Below are 18725 nucleotides of genomic sequence, written 5' to 3' on the forward strand. Positions count from 1 at the left end.
TGCAAAACACTGCTTTTGACAACAGACATCCTCTGCAAAGGTTAAATCCCGATTAATCGCAATCGACCCGCAATTGATCCGGCCATGCGCTTTTCGCGTCAGGCTTGTGCGAAGCCTCTAGATTCGCCTGAGGATTGCAAGGAAAAATCCATCACCGCCATCCAGAGGGGTCAGGCTGCGGCAGGTTTCAACACGCCATTGCGGAAAATCCGCAACAAATGATGCGATCTGATCCGCGTTTTCGGCGGGCAGCATGGAACAGGTAAAATAAGCCAGCGCGCCCTGATCATTCACCAATGTGGCGGCGCGGCGCAGAATTTGGCCCTGAACTGTGCAGAAATCGGCCAATGACTGTTCGGTCAGAGCCCATTTACCCTGAGGAGATCGGCGCCAGGCCCCACTGCCTGAACAGGGAACATCCGCGATGACCAGATCGAAGGGCTCAGCCTCGTCCAACTCGGCCGTGGACAGCGCGGTCACCGCAACTGCGGCGCGTTCGGCGCGGGCCGGCAGGTCGGACATGCGGGCGGGATCCGTATCGTGAACAAAGAACTGCCCGTCGCACCGCCCGGCCAACGCCAGCGTCTTGCCGCCGCCACCGGCGCAGAGATCCAGCACCCTTTGGCCATCCTTCGCGGGCAAAGCATCCACTGCCGCCTGACTGGCGGCATCCTGCACTTCGACCCATCCGTCACGATAGGCGGCAGAAATCTGCACCCGTCGGGGATTTTCCATGACTTCAAGCGCGGTGTCCGACAGGGGCCCAGGGCGGGTCGCGATGTCTTCGTCGCTCAATGCGCTGACGGCGGACTCTAAGGTTGCCTTGCGCAGGTTGACGCGCAGAAACAGCGGCGCGCGCACCTGCATGGCCTGCATCACCGGGCCGAAACTGTCGCCCAGAGCCGCGCGAAGCGGCGGGGCAAGCCACTCGGGGCAATCCAGAGCCGTCAGAGGATCAATCTGAGGCGGAGTGGCCCGTTCGGCATCACTCAGCGGGGCGGGATCGTATTTGCCGCCCGCAAACAGGGTGTCGAGGTCGTGACTCTGAGCACGCAACAGCCCCAGCATGACGCCCCGGCCCGTCCGCTCTCCGGGCGCGTCGCCCCCCAGCGCCGAGGCCGAGGCGAGCTGCCGCAGAGCATCAAAGACATGATCGCGGATCGCCGCGCGGTCGCCCGACCCGGCATAGCGATTGCGCCGCGCCCAGGTTGTCAGCACCCGCTCGGCGGGCGCGCCATCCAGCAACGTATCGAGAATTCCGATCGCCGCCGCCACCCGTGCACCGGGCGTCACACCATCATCCAATCCATTAACTGTGCCACATATCCCATTCAACTAGAACGATAGTTCGGCGATTCACGGGTGATCTGCACATCATGCACATGACTTTCGCGCAGCCCCGATCCGGTGATCCGCACAAAGTCGCAGTCGGTCCGCATCTCGGCAATGGTCGCACATCCGGTGTATCCCATCGCCGCGCGCAGCCCGCCGACCAGTTGATGAATCACCTGACTCGCCGCACCTTTATACGCGACCTGCCCTTCGATCCCTTCGGGGACCAGCTTGTCGCTGGCCGCGTCTTTTTGGAAATACCGGTCGGCGCTGCCCTGTGCCATGGCGCCAAGACTGCCCATGCCGCGATAGGATTTATAGGACCGGCCCTGATACAGGATCACTTCACCCGGCGATTCGTCAGTGCCCGCAATCATCGTGCCGACCATGGCACAGGACGCGCCCGCGGCGATCGCCTTGGCGAAATCGCCGGAGTATTTAATGCCGCCATCAGCGATCACCGGAATGTCGCCTGCTGCTGCCACGCAATCCATGATCGCGGTCAGTTGCGGCACACCGACACCGGCAACCATCCGCGTGGTACAAATGCTGCCCGGCCCGATCCCGACCTTGACCGCATCCGCGCCCGCATCGATCAGCGCCCGTGTACCGGCGCCGGTGGCAACGTTACCGGCAATGATCTGCACGTCGTCACTCAGCGACTTGGCGCGCTCGACAGCGCGGGCCACGCCCTCGGAATGGCCATGCGCCGTGTCAACCACGATGATGTCCACCCCGGCCTCGACCAATGCCCGGCTGCGTTCAAAGCCCGCCTCGCCCACCGTGCTGGCTGCTGCGACGCGCAGGCGGCCAAACTCGTCCTTGCAGGCCTGCGGGTTCAACACCGCCAATTCGCTGTCCCTCAGGGTCAGCAAACCAGTCAGTTTGCCCTGCGCATCGGTGACCAACAGCTTTTCAATGCGCCGCGCCTTCATCAGGCTGCGCGCTTCGTCCAGATCGGCGGGTTCATGTAGGATCGCCAGATTATCAGTCATCATCATCACGCTGACCGGCGTGGCGTCGTCGCTGGCGAAACGCATGTCGCGGTTGGTGACGATGCCGACGACCCGACCCTTTTCATCGACCACTGGAAAGCCGGTGACGCGATAGCGTTCCTGCAACTCCTTGGCGTCTTTCAGGGTCTGATTTGGGGTCAGGGTTATCGGGGAATAGACGATACCGGATTCAAACCGTTTGACCCTCCGAACCTCTTGCGCCTGGGCTTCGATGTCGAGATTTCGGTGGATTACCCCGATCCCACCCGCCTGTGCCATCGCAATGGCCATGCGCGATTCCGTCACCGTATCCATGGCCGAACTGAGAAGCGGAATGTTCATGGCGATGGATTTCGTCACCATCGTGCGCGTGTCGGCAGTACTGGGCAGAACGCTGGACGCGGCGGGTACAAGCAGGACATCGTCGAAGGTGAGTGCCTCGCGAATCTCCATGGGAGAGCCTTTCGGTGGAGTTTTCGATAGACGCGTCCCTTTCGCACGGGTTGGCGGGAAAGGAAAGGCGCGATGTGGCGGCACTGCCCCGGTCAGGGAAAATTCGGTGACGGGCCGGTGCTTGAATCCCGCAGCGGATCGAGGGGAACGCCGTGGCTGGGGCTACAACGTGTCGCACGGCGGATTAGGCAGGACGCGGCGAACCGTGCTGTCGCGCGGTGCCTGCGGCGCGAGTATTTTTGCAAAGAAGAAACCGGGATCCGGACCAACCTGAACCCGGGAGCGGTGAATGTCCTGATATTGTGATTACCCATGCGCCTGGTGCGCTGTCTGACGAAGAGCGCGCAGCACGGAAGGGTTCGGTGCACGAGGCGATGAAACACTCGACTTAATGGGTGTCGGCGGAGACGCCTGGGGCACGGGTTTGTGATCGCGGTTCGGTACGGCATGCGCTGGACCGAGCTGCTGGAAACCGCAAATCTGGCCATGATGATTTCTTCGGTCATCTGGGCATGCTGATCTACCTGCGGTTTCTGAGGTTCGCCAACCTGCCGGGCGCATTTTTCGGTTCCATCACCGGGCTGGAGCAGTCGCCGATGCTGACGCTGGTGCTGATCCGTACTGGGGATTTTCACCGATCCGATTGGAATGCTGCTGCTGACCACGCCGGTTTCCCATTCAGCGATGATGGCGCTGAATGGCGGCCGGGCGTTTGGGCAGAGCTTTCGGCGCTTAACATGTCGGGGCCGATCTATGGGATCTGGTTCGGCATCCCTGTGAACAAGATGGGCGCGTTCCTGGTTGCCGACGCCCTGAACATCACTACGATGATGGCGGTGCCTGGCATTGTGGTTGCCACCGCTCGCCTGAGCGATGGCAACCGGGGTCAGGCCGACCGGAAACAGCCTTTGGACAGTCCAGCTTCATGAATCGCATCGTATTGTCCTTTGGCCACGGACAATGCGGCGGCGTGATCCGTGCCGGCGGCAAGCCCGAACAGCGCGGGCCAGAAAATTACCATTCCAACAGCCATCAATGCGGCGTCGCTGTCGGCCTTTTTCTTCTGGGCGCCGGTCAGGGTAGTGACCTGAGTCACCAGCTGCGTTCGTTCGCTGATCAGTTGTTTGCAACTGAGATGTTGATAGGTGGTGGGTGAAATATAGGTTCGGGTCACTTGATCGGGCTGTTCGGCACAGGCCGACAAAAAGACCGATCCGACCAGCAGGGCGGAAAATGCAATACGGCTCACGTTGGTTGATCCTCTGGCTTGATTCAGTGAACCAAGCCTCGCATCACCCCGTAAAAAAAGAAAAAACCCGGGACGGCTTTCTGCGCAAGGTTTGATTTGAATCGTACGTCTTTCAGTGAACGGAAACCGCCAGGTGCGCAGTTGTTGCCGTTTTTGCCAGCCCGCCGGTGCGATAGAGCAACGATTCACCGTCTATGAACAGATGAACTTTCGACGGTTCGGCGCCCAATCTCACGCTGCGTCCGCGGAGTTCTGATTGGGTACCGGCCAATTTACTGATGACCGGGCCGCCTTCGCCGACCTTTTCGAAATACAAAAGCGTGACTTCGCCAAGTGCTTCGGTGATCTCGACCTTGCCCTCAAAGATATATTCACCGGTGGTTTCTACCAGATGCTCGGGACGGACACCCACATTCACCTGCGCCCCCATGTCGGATTGCTGCGATGGATAATCCGACACGGCCACACCGCCCCCGTCCATTTCGATTATCGTCTGCGCGCCGGTGCCCGTGATCTTGCCGGGCAACAGGTTCATTGACGGCGATCCGATGAATTGCGCGACGAACTCGTTCTCTGGCTTTTCATACAGGGTCAACGGGCTGCCCACCTGAGCGATACCGCCACCGGCCAGCACCACGATCCGCGTGGCCAGTGTCATCGCCTCGACCTGATCATGGGTCACATAGATCATCGTGCTGTCGGGCATCGCCTCTTTCAGCTGGGCGATCTCAATCCGCGTGGCGACCCGCAGGGCGGCATCGAGGTTGGAAAGCGGTTCGTCGAACAGATAGACCTTGGGGTCGCGCACGATCGACCGACCGATCGCCACTCGCTGCCGTTGACCGCCCGACAGCGCCTTCGGAAGCCGGTCGAGATAGGGTTCGAGTTGCAGGATCTTGCTGGCCTTTTCGATGGCTTCGTTGATCTCTGCCTTGCTTTTCTTGGCGATTTTCAGCGCAAACGCCATGTTGTCGCGCACGGTCATATGCGGGTAGAGGGCATAGGATTGAAACACCATGGCGATGCCGCGTTGCGCCGGGGGCACGTCGTTCACCACCTGTCCGTCGATCCTGAGTTCGCCGGAGGTGATTTTCTCCAGCCCCGCAATCATTCGCAGCAGGGTGGATTTGCCACAGCCCGATGGCCCGACAAAGACAATCAACTCGCCCGTCCGAATGTCGAGGTTGATATTCTTGAGAACGTCCACCGTTCCGCCATAGGTCTTGGCGATATCGGTCAAAAGCAGATCGGCCATCGGTTCGCTCCTGTTTATTCCGTTGTTCCGGCGTGGTCGGCCACCGCAAAGAATGCCTGCCAGGGCGGCAACAGCCAATCGTCCCCGTCTGCAGTGACGTCAAAGGGTGCGCTGCGGTCGTGACGCCAACCGCCCGGCGGCAGGATCAGCCGCTGATCTTCCCCGGTAAGGTTGAAGGCGCACAGGATGCTGTGCCCGTCCAGCGTGCGGATCATCACCAGCATGTCGTCGCTGGCCTGCACCACCTTCAGGTTGCCCTTGATCAGCGGCGCGTGACCTTTGCGGAAATTCAGCATCGCGCGATAGAATTCCAGCGTTGAATCCTGTGCACCGTCCTGCACCGAAACCGCGCGGTCCAGATGTTCAACGGCCATCGGCAGCCACGGTTTACCGTCCGAAAACCCGCCATTGGCATTGTCGCGCACCCATGGAATCGGCGTGCGGCAGCCATCGCGGCCTTTGAATTTTGGCCAGAACCGCTTGCCATAGGGATCCTGTAAATCCTCATAAGCGACATAGGCTTCGGTCAGGCCCAGTTCTTCGCCTTGATACAGACAGATCGTGCCCTTCATGCTGAGCAACAGTGCCGCATAGAGGCGGCGTGCGGGTTCGGAGAACCCCCAGCGGCTGGGATGACGTTCAACATCGTGGTTGGAAAACGCCCAGCAGGCCCAGCCCTCGGTCACGATCCGGTCGAACCGTTCCAGCACCTCGCGGATACGCGACCCGGAAGGATAGACGTTCGACAGGAAATCAAAGTCATAGGCCATGTGCAGCAGGTCATCGCCAGCGGTATAGTCGCGCTGGGTCTGCATGCCCCGCTGGCTTTCCCCGACCTCGCCAACCGAGGTGACTGCGGGAAACTCCTCCATCACCGCGCGCAGACGGCGCAGGAATTCCAGGTTCTCGGGCTGTGTCTTGTCATAAAGGTGATCCTGAAAGTTATACGGGTTCACCTTGGGCGCGGTGTTGTCGTTGCGATCCGCCTCGGGCAGTGGTGGATTGTCGCGCAACTGCCTGTCGTGGAAATAGAAATTGACCGTATCCAGCCGGAACCCGTCCACCCCGCGTTGCAGCCAGAATCGCGCCACCTCCAAAAGCTCATCCTGAACCGAAGCACAGTGAAAATTCAGGTCAGGCTGCTCGGCCAGAAAGTTGTGCAGATAATACTGCATCCTCTCGCCGTCCCACTCCCACGCCGAACCGCCAAAAATCGACAGCCAGTTGTTGGGCGGCGTGCCGTCAGGTTTCGGATCAGCCCAGACGTACCAATCGTGCTTGGCGTTGTCGTGACTGGCGCGGCTTTCCTTGAACCACGGATGCTGCGCGCTGGTATGGGACAGCACCAGATCGATCAGCACCTTGAGACCCAGATCATGCGCCCGCTGAATCAGCGCGTCGAAATCCCCCAATGTGCCGAACATCGGATCGACATCGCGGTAATCGGAAACGTCATAGCCAAAGTCGAGCATGGGCGAGCGAAAAAATGGCGATATCCAGATCGCATCGACCCCCAGAGATGCCACATGGGGCAATCTGTGGATGATCCCGGCAAGGTCACCGATACCGTCGCCATTGCTGTCCTGAAAGCTGCGGGGATAGATCTGATAGATCACAGCCCCCCGCCACCAGTCCTTGTCCACCGGCGCGCCAGCACCGGGGCGGGCGATTTGCGGATCGATAAAAACCATTGATATACCCTATTTGACCGAGCCGGCCAGAAGGCCGCGCACCAGATATTTCTGCATCACAAAGAACACCATCAGCGGCACCGCGATCGACACAAAGGCCGACGTGGCAAGGATTTCCCAGTTGCCGCCCCTTGTGCCCAAAAGCTCGACGATCTGCTTCGTCATCACCGTGGTTTCGCCGGTTGAATCGATCAGGAACACCAGCGCGACCAAAAGGTCGTTCCACGTCCACAGAAATTGAAAAATCGCGAAACTGGCCAAGGCGGGAAACGACAGGGGCAGGATGATCTTGACGAAAATCTGGAACTCTGACGCACCGTCAACCCGGGCGTTCTCAATGATATCCTTGGGCAATCCAACCATATAGTTTCGTAACAGATAGATCGCCAGAGGCAGCCCGAACCCGGTGTGCGCCATCCACGCCCCGAGATATCCCTTGCCGATGCCAAGTTCATTGTGCAGCCGCAAAAGCGGGATCAGCGCCAGTTGCAGCGGCACCACCAACAGCCCGACAACTGCGGCGATCAGCAATGCGCGGCCCGGAAAATCCATCCACGCCAAGGCATAGGCGGCAAAGGCCGCGACAAGGATCGGGATGATCGTTGCTGGAATCGTCACCGTCAGCGTGTTGAAAAACGCCTTTGTCATGCCTTCGCGATTGGTCGGGTCGAACAGCACGTTCTGATAGTTCCGCCAGGTGAACTCCGGCGGGGTTTCGGCCGTCACAAACACCCGCTCACCGCGCCGGTCGGTGAATTCGGTGTCGCCTTCAAGCCGGTATTGGCCGTTCTCCTGCACAGTCAACCGGCCATCTTCGCCCATGTCGGCGGTCTGTCCGGCCTCATAAGCGTCGATATTTCGCGACGAGGTGCCCCAGACCGAGATCGTGGCCTCGGGGCGCGGATTGCCATCGACCTCGAACAGGTTGCCCTGCAGGACATAGAGTGTGCCCTCTTGCACCTGATCCGACGGCGCGGCGGTGCGCAGGGTCAGGTTCTGAACGGCCGGAAACATTGATTTCCACCAGCCCGATGTGGCAATCTGATCGGCGGTGCGGAACGAACTGACCAGCAAGCCAACCGTGGGAAACAGCCAAAGCGCCACCAGCAGGGCGACCGACAGGTGAACTGCCCAGGTCAGCGATGATTTGGTCCCGGCGATGTTATCCATGATACGCTCCCGTGCGGTTGCGCGGATCTGCTTCTGTGCGGCGGCGAGCCATCTCAGCGCATCTCCTTGCGGGCGTTATAGACGTTCCACACGAGGATCGGCGACACCAGCAGCATAATGACCATGGCACTGGCCGAGCCGACGCCCCAGTCATTGGCCCGGAACAGTTTGTCATACATGTAATTCGCCAGAACCTGCGTCTCCCACTGGCCGTTGGTCATCGCGAAGACGATGTCGAAGACTTTCAGCACGACGATGGTAATCGTCGTCCAGACCACAACGATGGTGCTGGAAATCTGTGGCATCTTGATCTGGAAAAACACCTGAAACGGGTTGGCGCCATCGACAATCGCCGCCTCGATGGTTTCTTCGGGAATGCCACGCAGGGCAGCGGACAGGATCACCATGGCAAAACCGGTCTGAATCCAGATCAGCACCACCATCAAAAGGATCGAGTTCCAGAATGGTATGGTCAGCCATTGCTGCGGCTCGTCGCCACCCAGGCTCAGATAGACCGCGTTCATCACACCGATCTGATCCTGTCCCAGGGGCCGGGTGTCATAGACCAGTTTCCAGATCACCGCCGCCCCGACAAAGGAAATTGCCATCGGCATGAAGATCAGCGATTTGGCAATCGCGCCCCAGCCAATCCTGTCGGTCAGTTGCGCCGCCAGCAGGCCGAACATGGTGGAAAAGGCCGGCACGATCAGCAGCCACAGGAAATTGTTGGTCAGCGCCTCCCAGAACTTCGGCTCGCTTGCCATCTGCTGATAATTCGCCAGCCCGACAAAGGCGCCGCCCTGTGAGCGGTCGGTCAGCGACAGACGCAGGGTCTCAAAGACGGGATAGGCAAGGTAGAGCCCCAGCGCGATCAGCGCAGGCATCAGGAACAGCCATGGCCGGATCATGTTGGCGCGGTTGATATTGCGCCCGGCGTGTTTGCCACGGGCCGGGCACAATACCCGGTCCAGAAATTGATTTGAGAAGTAATAATAGGCAACGCAGCCGCCGACACCGACAATGATCGTCAGAAGTCCCTGGAATGCTGGATGCATCCTTCCCCCCAAAATGACTGATGTGCGGGCAATTTCGCCCTGCGTTTATCGTTTTCCCGACACGGGCCTAAACCCGTTTCCGGGGATGAACCCGCCCGAAAAGCGACGGGTTCACCATTTGCATCTGCCGCGCGGTTTACTTCAGCGCGTCCCAGCTGTTCTGGATCGCGGTTGCCACCTCTTTCGCGTCCTTGCCACCGGTATAATCGACCATACCGGTCCAGAAGGCACCCGCGCCCACGCCACCCGGCATCAGGTCGGACCCGTCAAAGCGGAACGTGGTCGCATTCAGCAGGATATCATTCAGTGCCCGCTGGCTGTCATCGGCGAACACGTCGGTGTTTGCGGTCTTGTGCGGCGTCAGGAACCCCGACTGCGCCATCCACAGTTCGTGCGCGATGGGGGTCTGGAGGAAGTCGATCAGCGCATGCGCCGCCGGGCTGTCCTTGGTGATCGCCCAGAGCGTGCCCGCACCAAGAACCGGCTTGCCCAGATCCTTTTCCTCATAGGCGGGGAAATAGAAGAAATCGGCGTCATCCCCGACCACGGTGCCTTCGGGGAAGAAGGCGGGGATAAAGCTCGCCTGACGGTGCATGTAGCACTGCGGCGGGCTGCTGAACAAACCCTTGGGGCTGTCACGGAAATCGGTGCTGGCCACGGCGCCCGCACCCCCGGCGACGAAAGCATCATTGCGCGCGAACCAGCCGAATTCCTCGATTGCCCCGACCACTTCGGGATCATCGAATTTCAACTCATTCGTCACCCATTTGTCATAGTCCCGGGGCGACTGCGTGCGCAGCATCATGTCCTCGACCCAGTCTGTCGCGGGCCAGCCAGTTGCGCCACCGCTCCCGAGACCAATGCACCAGGGTGTCTCGCCGTCATCGACGATCTGCTGGGTCAGCGCCTTCAGATCTTCCATGGTTTCGGGCACGTCGTAACCCGCATCCTCGAAGTTTTCGGGGCTGTACCAGACCAGAGATTTCACATCGACCTTATAGAAAAACCCGAACAGTTCGTCATTGCCGTCCTCGTTGGCATAGGTGCCCAGATCGACCCATGATTGCCCGGCGGCATAGTTTTCCTTGATCCAGTCCCCCGTATCGCTGCCCAATGGGGTCAGGAAACCGCGCCTCGCCATGTCAGCGGCCAGACCCGGCTGCGGAAACACGGCGACATTGGGGGCCGATCCGGCCTCGGCATCAACCATGATCTGCTGCTCGAAACTGTCCGACCCGACATAGCGCACATCCGCACCCGTCGCATCGGCAAAATAGGCCAGCACGTTTTCGGCAAAACCCTGATCCGGCCCCAACCACGGACCAAACACGGTCAATTGCTGCCCGGAAAGGTCAATCTCTTTAATCGGTTCAAGACTGTCCCAGCTAAAATCGCCCTCGCCCACGGCAAAGGGCAGATGGGCATCGGCCAGCGCGATTCCGGAACTCAGGGCAACGGTGGCCGCCCCGGCAATCAGCATCTTTTTCATGTTGTATCCTCCCGAATATTCGCGCTTTCGCGCTTGAATTACAGTCCGGCGCCCATCATATCCAAAGCGCTTTGAATGCATTGACCGTCACCCATAGACGTCTCAAAGTCAATCAGTCACGCAGCTGAGACGTTGACGGTAACGATAAGGAAATATGGGCCAAATGCAAATCCGCCATGCCGCGCCGCAGCATCCCCTGCCCCTTTGACGGCGCTGGCTTGATTGGCTATGGTCAACCGGAACCTCAAAGCGCTTTGAGAACAATACTGTGACCATGAACCGATGAACCTTCGCGAACTTTCCAAGGTTCTGGGGCTGTCCCAGACCACGGTCAGCCGCGCGCTGAACGGTTATCCCGAAGTTAGCGAGGCGACTCGCCAGCGTGTGGCGGCGGCGGCGCGCCTGCACAATTATCGCCCCAATACCCGGGCAAAGGGGCTGGCCACAGGGCGCGCCATGGCGATTGCCCATGTGATTCCGGTGTCGTCGCATCATGAAATGGTGAATCCGGTCTTTGCCGATTTCATCGCCGGTGCCGGTGAAACCTATGCGGCGCACGGATACGACATGATGCTGTCCATGGCGGGGCACCGGAAGGAAGAAAACATATACCGCGATCTTGCGGCGCGCCGTTCGGTCGATGGGATCATCGTCCACGCCCCCAGACTGGACGATTCGCGACAGGCATTGTTGCAGGAGATCGGCCTGCCCTTTGTGGTGCACGGCAGGTTTGGCGGCGACACATCCGGCTATAACTGGCTCGACATGAACAACCGGCGCGCCTTTGCCCGGGCCACGTCTTTCCTGCTCGATCTGGGGCATCGGCGGATCGGGCTGATCAACGGGCTGGAATCGATGGATTTCGCCGCCCGCCGCCGGGACGGATATTGCGAGGCTCTGGCCATACGCGGCATCGCGCCTGCGCCCGAATTAATGATTTCGGACGAAATGACCGAGCATCAGGGCCACGGTCACTGTCTTACCCTTCTTGACCGGGACGACCCGCCCACCGCTCTGCTCACCTCATCGCTGATTACCGCCATGGGCGTGCGCCGGGCCTGTAACGAACGCGGAATGACGCTTGGCCGCGATATCTCGCTGATCACCCATGACGACGAACTCTCATATTTTCACAACGGGCGGGCGGAACCTGATTTCACCTCGCTCCGTTCACCGGTGCGTGATCACGGGCGGCGGGCGGCGGCAATGCTGCTGCGGGTGATTGGCGATCCGGGTTGCGCGCCGCTGCACGAGTTGCTCGAGGCGGATTTTAACGTTGGCCTTTCAACCGGACCCGTGGCTGCCACGCGCTCCAATCCGCTGCGCGATGCCCGCCACGCCAGTAAATAGAACGCCGAATACATACAGGAGCGCCCGATGAAGCAGCACCGCATGAACCTGACCCGCCGCGATTTCCCTGCCGATTTCCTGTTTGGTGCAGCGACGTCATCCTATCAGATCGAAGGCCACGCTCAGGGCGGCGCAGGCAAGACCCACTGGGACAATTTCGCGGCCACGCCGGGAAATGTGGTTCGGGCGGAAAACGGCGACCGGGCCTGCGACCACCTGAACAGGATGGATGAGGATCTGGACCTGCTGAAGGACGGAAACTTCGACGTTTACCGATTTTCCACAAGCTGGGCTCGGGTGATGCCCGAAGGGCGCGGCGCGGTGAACGCCGAGGGGCTGGATTTCTATGAACGGCTGGTCGATGGGTTGCTCGAACGCGGATTGAAACCTGCCGCGACACTGTATCACTGGGAACTGCCCTCACAGCTTGCCGATCTTGGCGGCTGGCGCAATCGCGACATCGCGAATTGGTTTGCCGATTTCACCGAAGTCGTCATGTCCCGCATCGGCGACAGGCTGTGGAGCGCTGCGCCGATCAACGAACCCTGGTGCGTCGGCTGGCTGTCGCATTTTCTGGGCCACCACGCTCCCGGCATGCGCGATATCCGCGCCACCGCACGCGCCATGCATCACATCCTGTTGGCGCATGGCCGCAGCATTCAGGTGATGCGCGGCCTTGGCATGAAAAATCTCGGGGCAGTGTTCAACTTTGAATACGTCACTCCCGCGGATGCCACCCCCGAGGCCGCCGAGGCCGCCGCGCTGTATGACGGATATTACAACCGCTTTTTTCTGTCGGGCGTATTCAACCGCAGCTATCCTGAGAACGTGATGAAGGGGCTCGGACCGCATATGCCAAACGGATGGCAGGATGATTTCGACACGATCTCTGAACCGGTCGATTGGGTCGGGTTGAACTATTACACCCGCAAGATCATCGCGCCCGACTCTGGCCCCTGGCCCCACCACCACGAGGTGCCCGGGCCGCTGCCCAAGACGCAAGTGGGATGGGAGATATTTCCCGACGGGCTGTATGCCTTTTTGAAACGCACCCACGAAGGTTATACCCGTGGGCTGCCGCTCTATGTCACGGAAAACGGCATGGCCCACGCCGACCGCTTGGTGGACGGTCAGGTAAACGACGCGGCGCGGATCGAATATCTGAATGAACACATGGCGCGGGTGAAACGCGCCTGCGACGATGGCATCCCGGTCAAAGGGTATTTCGTCTGGTCACTGATGGACAATTACGAATGGGCGCTGGGATATGACCCCCGGTTCGGGTTGGTTCACGTCGACTTCGACAGCTTGCAGCGCACCCCGAAAGCATCCTATCACGCGCTGGCCGCCGCACTGGCGCGCTGACATCGGAGCCCCCATGACCGCACTCGCCAACGACACGGTTTCGCTGGTCGCCGATATCGGCGGCACCAATACCCGCGTGGCACTGGCCCGGGGCACCGCGATCCTGCCCGACACGATCCGCCGTTTTGCCAATGCCGAACGGTCCGGGTTGGGCGCGGTGCTGGACGAATATCTGGCGTCCCATGGCAATGTCGCCTGTGCCGGTGCCTGCGTCGCCGTGGCCGGGCCGGTGCATGACGGCTGCGCGACATTGACCAATCTGGACTGGACCATCGACCGCGAAACGGTTGCGATGGCGACAAAAGCAAAAACCGTGGCGATCCTGAACGATCTGCAGGCGCAGGGCCATGCGCTCGACCATATCGATCCGGGCAATCTGCGCCCTGTCCTGTCGGGTGATCATGGGGGCACGCATGCGGCGAAACTGGTGATCGGGGTCGGAACGGGGTTCAACGCCGCGCCGGTCTATAACACCGAAACCGGTCGCTATGTGCCCCCGGCCGAAGCGGGCCATGGCAATCTGCCGATCCGCAGTGACGATGATTTGCGCCTGTCGCGCTTTGTCGAAGCCACACAGGGGTTCTCCTCGGTCGAGGATGTTTTGTCGGGGCGCGGCTTGTCACGGATCTATGCTTGGGTGTCGTCCGAAGCGGGTACGCCGCGCGATCTGCCCCCGTCGGCGATCATGGAGGCGCTGGCGTCAAGCTCTGCCCCCCTGGCACAGGACGCGGCGCGGGCCTTTGTGCGGATGCTCGGGACTGTGACCGGAAATCTGGCGCTGCAATGCCTGCCCTTCGGCGGCATCTATCTGGTCGGGGGTGTCGCGCGCGCGTTCGCGCCATACTTGGGTCAGTTCGGCTTTGGTGATGCGTTCCGCGACAAGGGGCGGTTCGCCGGGTTCATGGACCAGTTCGCGGTCTCGGTTGTCGAAGATGACTATGCCGCCCTGACGGGTTGTGCCTGTCATCTTGATGGCCTCACCTGACCCAGAGCCCGCAATGCCGCGCGCGAAATATCACGCGCCGCATTCGCCTGTTACAAATCCTTTGACCTGACGATCACAGGGTAAGAACAGTTGCCCCGGTCGTCTTGCGCCCTTCAAGCGCCCGATGGGCATCGGCGACCTGTTCCAGCGCAAACCGTTGATCGATGCGCAGGGTCACGTCACCCGACACCACCTTTTCGAACAGTTCTGCGGCCATCTGCTGACAGACCGCGTGATCGGCGATATGGGTGAACAGCGTCGGGCGGGTGATCTTCAGCGATCCCTTTGGCGCGAGGACGGCCAGATCGAATGGCGGCACCGGCCCCGAGGAATTGCCAAAAGAAATCATCATCCCCAGTGGTTTCAGGCAATCAAGCGAGCCTGCGAAAGTGTCTTTGCCCACCCCGTCCATCACCACATTCACGCCCTTGCCACCCGTGAGCTTTTTCACCTCTTCGACAAAATCGGCCGAGTTATAGTTGATGCAATGGGTCGCGCCATGCTCCAGCGCCAGCGCGCATTTCTCATCGGTGCCCGCGGTGCCGATCAGGGTGATGCCTTCGCTGCGGGCCCATTGACAGGCGATCAGGCCCACACCCCCCGCCGCCGCATGAAACAACACGGTATCGCCCTTGGTGATCGGCACGGTGCGGCGGAACAGATACTGCGTTGTCAGCCCTTTCAACATCATCGCCGCGCCCTGTTCGAAGGATACAGCGTCGGGCAACGGGCAAACCTGCGCGGCGGGCATCACCCGTGCATCGCAATAGGCACCCGATGGCACCGCGGCATAGGCAGCGCGGTCGCCGGGTTTCAGGTGTGTCACACCCTCTCCCACCGCCTCGATCACGCCGGCGGCCTCCATGCCCAAAGAGACGGGGAGCGGTTGCTTGTACAGTCCATTGCGCTGGTAAACATCAATGAAGTTTAACCCGCAGGCGTGATGGCGGATGCGGATCTCTCCCTTGGCGGGGGCTCCGACGGGGCGCTGTTCGATCTCCATCGCTTCGGGTCCACCAAAATCGCGAACGATGACGGTGCGGGCGGTGTCGGTCATTGTATTCTCCTCAGACATATTCGCCCATGGGCGAGAAACTTGACGCATCGGCACGGTTCCAGCGCATCAGATAACCGTGACCGACTTCCTCGCCGCGCAGAAGAAACCCCTCAGGCTTGTAGGGCCAGACGGTATCGCCCGTTACCATCTCACCCGCCGCATCCCGCTGCATGAAATGGTGCGGCAAGAATGTGCGCGGGTCCGAAAGCCCGGCCGCCCCGGCCATTTCCACCAGAGCCTTCATCGTGTTGCGGTGAAAATTCTCGACCCGCTTGGCCTTGTCGGTGACCACCAGCGCGCGCTGGCGCAGGGGATCCTGAGTCGTCACGCCCACGGGGCAGTGATTGGTGTGGCAAACCTGTGCCTGAATGCAACCGATCGAAAACATGAACCCGCGCGCCGAATTGGCCCAGTCGGCGCCAAGGGCAAAGGCCCGCGCGATGTCGAACGCATGGATCAACTTGCCGGACGCACCCAATTTGATGTCGTCGCGCACACCCGCGCCGCGCAATGTGTTGTGAACAAAGGTCAATCCCTCGGTCAGCGGCATGCCGATGTGGTTGGCAAATTCCAGCGGTGCGGCGCCGGTTCCGCCCTCTTTGCCATCAACGACGATGAAATCCGGTTTGATCCCGGTTTGCAGCATCGCCTTGACCATGCACATGAATTCGCGCCGGTGGCCAAGGCACATCTTCAACCCCACCGGTTTGCCCTTTGCCAATTCGCGCAGGTGGGCGATGAATTCGCAAAGCTCGACCGGAGTGGTAAACGCGGAATGACCTGCGGGCGAGATACAATCCTGACCGACCCGCACGCCCCGCGCCTCAGCGATCTCCTCGGAGACCTTTTTGCCGGGCAGAATGCCGCCATGCCCCGGCTTGGCCCCTTGCGACAGTTTAATCTCGATCATCTTGACCTGATCAAGCGCCGCACTCTCGGCGAACTTTTCGGCGTTGAACGATCCGTCCTCACTGCGGCAGCCGAAATAGCCCGATCCGATTTCCCAGATCAGATCGCCACCACCAGCCTTGTGATAGCGCGAAATTCCACCCTCACCCGTGTCATGGGCGAAATCGCCCGCCTTGGCACCGCGGTTCAGCGCCGAAATCGCGTTGGCCGAAAGCGAGCCGAACGACATCGCCGATATGTTGTAAAGCGACGCGCTGTAGGGTTGCTTGCAATCCGGCCCGCCGATCACCACTCGCATGTTGGGGTTGTCGTTGTGAACCGGGTTCACCGAATGGGTCAGCCACTGATACCCCGGGTCATAAATCTTCTGTTTCGTGCCAAAGGGGCGCGCGGCCTCTTCGCCCTTGGCACGCTGATAGACGATTGAGCGTTCTTCACGCGAAAACGGTTCTTCCTCGTTGTCACCTTCGATCAGGTACTGGCGGATTTCTGGACGGATGGTTTCAAAGAAGAACCGAATCTGCCCCAGAACCGGATAGTTGCGCAGGACCGAATGGCGCTTTTGCACCAGATCGCGGACCCCCGACAGCGCCGCACCGCCAAAAATGATGACGCCGATCCACCACCACGCCGACCACGTCAGCAGGATCACAGAGAGAACGAACAGCAGGATCGCAAGGGCGAAGGTGGTAAAACGGATCAGATCGCGGGTCCGCAGCATTTCGTGTCCTCTCAGATCAGGTGCGCACGTCAGGGGCGGTGCGACCGGTGTTTTCGGCGATTCCCGCCAGGTGATCGGCAATCGAAATCATTTCGGAAAGCGCATGTTGTGTTTCGCTCAAAAAGGTTGACGGATCGTCACTGGCATCTTCGATATAGACGCGCAGGGTGGCTCCGACAGTGCCTGTGCCCGACAATCGATATACTATTCGACCTCCGCCATTGAACGACACGCGCAACCCCTGTCCTTCGCTGCGTGAACCGTCAACCGGATCGTCATAGGCGAATTCATCGGCGGATTCCACCGTGCGTCCCAGGATCTCGGTTCCCGGCAGCTTGGGAAGTTTTGCGCGCAGGGCCTCGATCATCGCATTCGCGCGGTCGGTATCCACCGCCTCGTAGTCGTGACGGGAATAGAAATTGCGCCCGAATTCGGCCCAGTGGTCCGTCATCGTCTGCTGCACAGATTTGCCGGTGACGGCGAGGATGTTCAGCCACAAAAGCACAGCCCAAAGCCCATCCTTTTCACGCACATGGTCGCTGCCGGTGCCTGCGGATTCTTCGCCGCACAGGGAAATCCGCCCGTCGTCCAGAAGGTTGCCAAAGAACTTCCATCCCGTCGGCGTTTCATAACAATCAAGCCCGCGCTTCTCCGCCACCCGGTCAAGGGCGCGCGAGGTTGGCATCGACCGCGCCACCCCCTTCAACCCGCCCGAGAAGGCCGGTGTCAAATGCGCGTTGGCCGCCAAGACTGCCAGACTATCGGACGGGCCGACGTAACAGCCGCGGCCGACGATCATGTTGCGGTCGCCGTCGCCGTCGGATGCGGCACCAAGGTCAGGTGCAGAACCGGCCATCATCACATCCATCAGGTCTTTCGCCCAGATCGGATTGGGGTCGGGGTGACCGCCGCCGAAATCCGGGCTGGGCACGCCGTTGACCACGCTGCCTTTCGCGGCGCCAAGAGTTTCTTCAAGGATCGCCGTGGCATAGGGGCCGGTGATTGCATGCATCGCATCAAAGCGCACCGTGAATCCAGCCTTGAACATCGCGCGTATCGCATTGAAATCGAAAAGCTTCTCCATCAGCGCGGCATAATCGGCAACGGGATCGACCACCTCGACCTGCATCTCGCCCAGAGTTGACACGCCAAGGGTGGAAAGATCGACATCCTGCGCCTCAAGAATGTGATACTCGGTGATCTCCTGCGTGGCCTTGACCATGCGGTCGGTGGCATCCTCGGGGGCGGGGCCGCCGTTGGGCATGTTGAACTTGACGCCGAAATCTTCGTCCGGGCCGCCGGGGTTATGGCTGGCCGACATGATGATGCCGCCATCGGTTTTTCGCTGTCTTATCAGATTGCTGGCGGCTGGAGTTGAGAGCAGCGCGCCTTGCCCGACGATCACCTTTGCAGCCCCCGACGCGGCGGCCATACGCAAGATCACCTGCGCCGCACGGTCATTGAAATACCGCCCGTCACCGCCCAGCACCAGCGTCTTGCCCGACAGTCCGCCAATCGCGTTCCAGATCGACTGGATGAAATTCTCAAGGTAATGCGGCTCCATGAACACGCGGGTTTTCTTGCGCAGCCCGCTGGTGCCGGGTTTCTGCCCCGGAATCGGAGCGGTTTTCACGGTGGTCGGGGTCATA

The 18725-nt window shown here is 60.4% G+C and carries 15 protein-coding genes; 4 read left to right on the forward strand and 11 right to left on the reverse strand.

Annotation, left to right across the window (positions count from 1 at the left end):
• Positions 1-117 precede the first annotated feature (117 nt).
• Both FQ320_RS00845 and guaB read right to left on the reverse strand, forming a co-directional pair.
• Positions 118-1293 (reverse strand): RsmB/NOP family class I SAM-dependent RNA methyltransferase, encoded by a 1176-nt coding sequence (locus FQ320_RS00845; RefSeq protein ID WP_148469081.1) that lies wholly within the window; start codon positions 1291-1293, stop codon positions 118-120.
• A gap of 38 nt (positions 1294-1331) precedes the next feature.
• Positions 1332-2780: an IMP dehydrogenase gene (guaB, locus tag FQ320_RS00850; protein WP_148469083.1), complete on the reverse strand. Its 1449-nt coding sequence runs from the start codon at positions 2778-2780 to the stop codon at positions 1332-1334.
• A 512-nt stretch (positions 2781-3292) separates the two neighbouring features.
• On the opposite strand from guaB, the gene FQ320_RS00855 reads away from it, so the two are divergent.
• Positions 3293-3709 carry a hypothetical protein gene (locus FQ320_RS00855; RefSeq protein WP_148469085.1) on the forward strand — a complete coding sequence of 139 codons (417 nt, stop codon included), beginning with the start codon at positions 3293-3295 and terminating at the stop codon, positions 3707-3709.
• Here the strand turns inward: FQ320_RS00855 and FQ320_RS00860 are convergent.
• The 6 genes from FQ320_RS00860 to FQ320_RS00885 all read right to left on the reverse strand — a co-directional run bounded on the left by FQ320_RS00860 (position 3667) and on the right by FQ320_RS00885 (position 10689).
• Entirely contained in the window at positions 3667-4029 is a 363-nt protein-coding gene (locus FQ320_RS00860) for a hypothetical protein (protein WP_148469087.1), read from the reverse strand. The two genes, FQ320_RS00855 and FQ320_RS00860, sit on opposite strands and share 43 nt — an antisense overlap.
• Before the next feature lie 112 nt (positions 4030-4141).
• Positions 4142-5284 carry an ABC transporter ATP-binding protein gene (locus FQ320_RS00865; RefSeq protein WP_148469089.1) on the reverse strand — a complete coding sequence of 381 codons (1143 nt, stop codon included), beginning with the start codon at positions 5282-5284 and terminating at the stop codon, positions 4142-4144.
• A 14-nt stretch (positions 5285-5298) separates the two neighbouring features.
• Complete coding sequence (locus FQ320_RS00870; protein WP_148469091.1) at positions 5299-6975, reverse strand: alpha-amylase family glycosyl hydrolase; 1677 nt, start codon at positions 6973-6975, stop codon at positions 5299-5301.
• 9 nt (positions 6976-6984) lie between these two features.
• On the reverse strand, positions 6985-8145 hold the full coding sequence (locus FQ320_RS00875; RefSeq protein ID WP_148469093.1) for a carbohydrate ABC transporter permease: 1161 nt from the start codon (positions 8143-8145) through the stop codon (positions 6985-6987).
• 53 nt (positions 8146-8198) lie between these two features.
• Positions 8199-9200, reverse strand: coding sequence for a carbohydrate ABC transporter permease (locus FQ320_RS00880; protein ID WP_148469095.1), 1002 nt, complete (start codon positions 9198-9200; stop codon positions 8199-8201).
• A gap of 136 nt (positions 9201-9336) precedes the next feature.
• On the reverse strand, positions 9337-10689 hold the full coding sequence (locus tag FQ320_RS00885) for an ABC transporter substrate-binding protein (RefSeq protein ID WP_148469097.1): 1353 nt from the start codon (positions 10687-10689) through the stop codon (positions 9337-9339).
• 282 nt (positions 10690-10971) lie between these two features.
• On the opposite strand from FQ320_RS00885, the gene FQ320_RS00890 reads away from it, so the two are divergent.
• Genes FQ320_RS00890 through FQ320_RS00900 form a run of 3 tightly spaced genes read left to right on the forward strand, consistent with a single transcriptional unit; the run spans position 10972 to position 14389 of the window.
• A complete protein-coding gene (locus tag FQ320_RS00890; protein ID WP_148469099.1) occupies positions 10972-12039 on the forward strand; it encodes a LacI family DNA-binding transcriptional regulator in 1068 nt (355 codons plus the stop codon).
• A gap of 42 nt (positions 12040-12081) precedes the next feature.
• Positions 12082-13404, forward strand: coding sequence for a GH1 family beta-glucosidase (locus FQ320_RS00895; protein ID WP_148469501.1), 1323 nt, complete (start codon positions 12082-12084; stop codon positions 13402-13404).
• Positions 13405-13417: 13 nt separating this feature from the next.
• Entirely contained in the window at positions 13418-14389 is a 972-nt protein-coding gene (locus tag FQ320_RS00900; RefSeq protein WP_148469101.1) for a glucokinase, read from the forward strand.
• Between the two features lie 73 nt (positions 14390-14462).
• On the opposite strand, the gene FQ320_RS00905 is transcribed toward FQ320_RS00900, so the two are convergent.
• From FQ320_RS00905 to FQ320_RS00915, 3 genes are read right to left on the reverse strand one after another with little or no spacing between them, the layout of a single operon-like run.
• Positions 14463-15446 carry a quinone oxidoreductase gene (locus FQ320_RS00905; protein WP_148469103.1) on the reverse strand — a complete coding sequence of 328 codons (984 nt, stop codon included), beginning with the start codon at positions 15444-15446 and terminating at the stop codon, positions 14463-14465.
• Between the two features lie 10 nt (positions 15447-15456).
• On the reverse strand, positions 15457-17076 hold the full coding sequence (locus FQ320_RS00910) for an FMN-binding glutamate synthase family protein (protein WP_148469105.1): 1620 nt from the start codon (positions 17074-17076) through the stop codon (positions 15457-15459).
• Between the two features lie 16 nt (positions 17077-17092).
• The gene (locus FQ320_RS00915) at positions 17093-18724 is read right to left on the reverse strand and encodes an alpha-D-glucose phosphate-specific phosphoglucomutase (RefSeq protein WP_148469107.1); all 1632 of its coding nucleotides are present in this window, start codon (positions 18722-18724) and stop codon (positions 17093-17095) included.
• Position 18725 lies beyond the last annotated feature (1 nt).

Origin of the sequence: Oceaniovalibus sp. ACAM 378, from assembly GCF_008085915.1 — a bacterium.
Classification (GTDB): domain Bacteria; phylum Pseudomonadota; class Alphaproteobacteria; order Rhodobacterales; family Rhodobacteraceae; genus Oceaniglobus.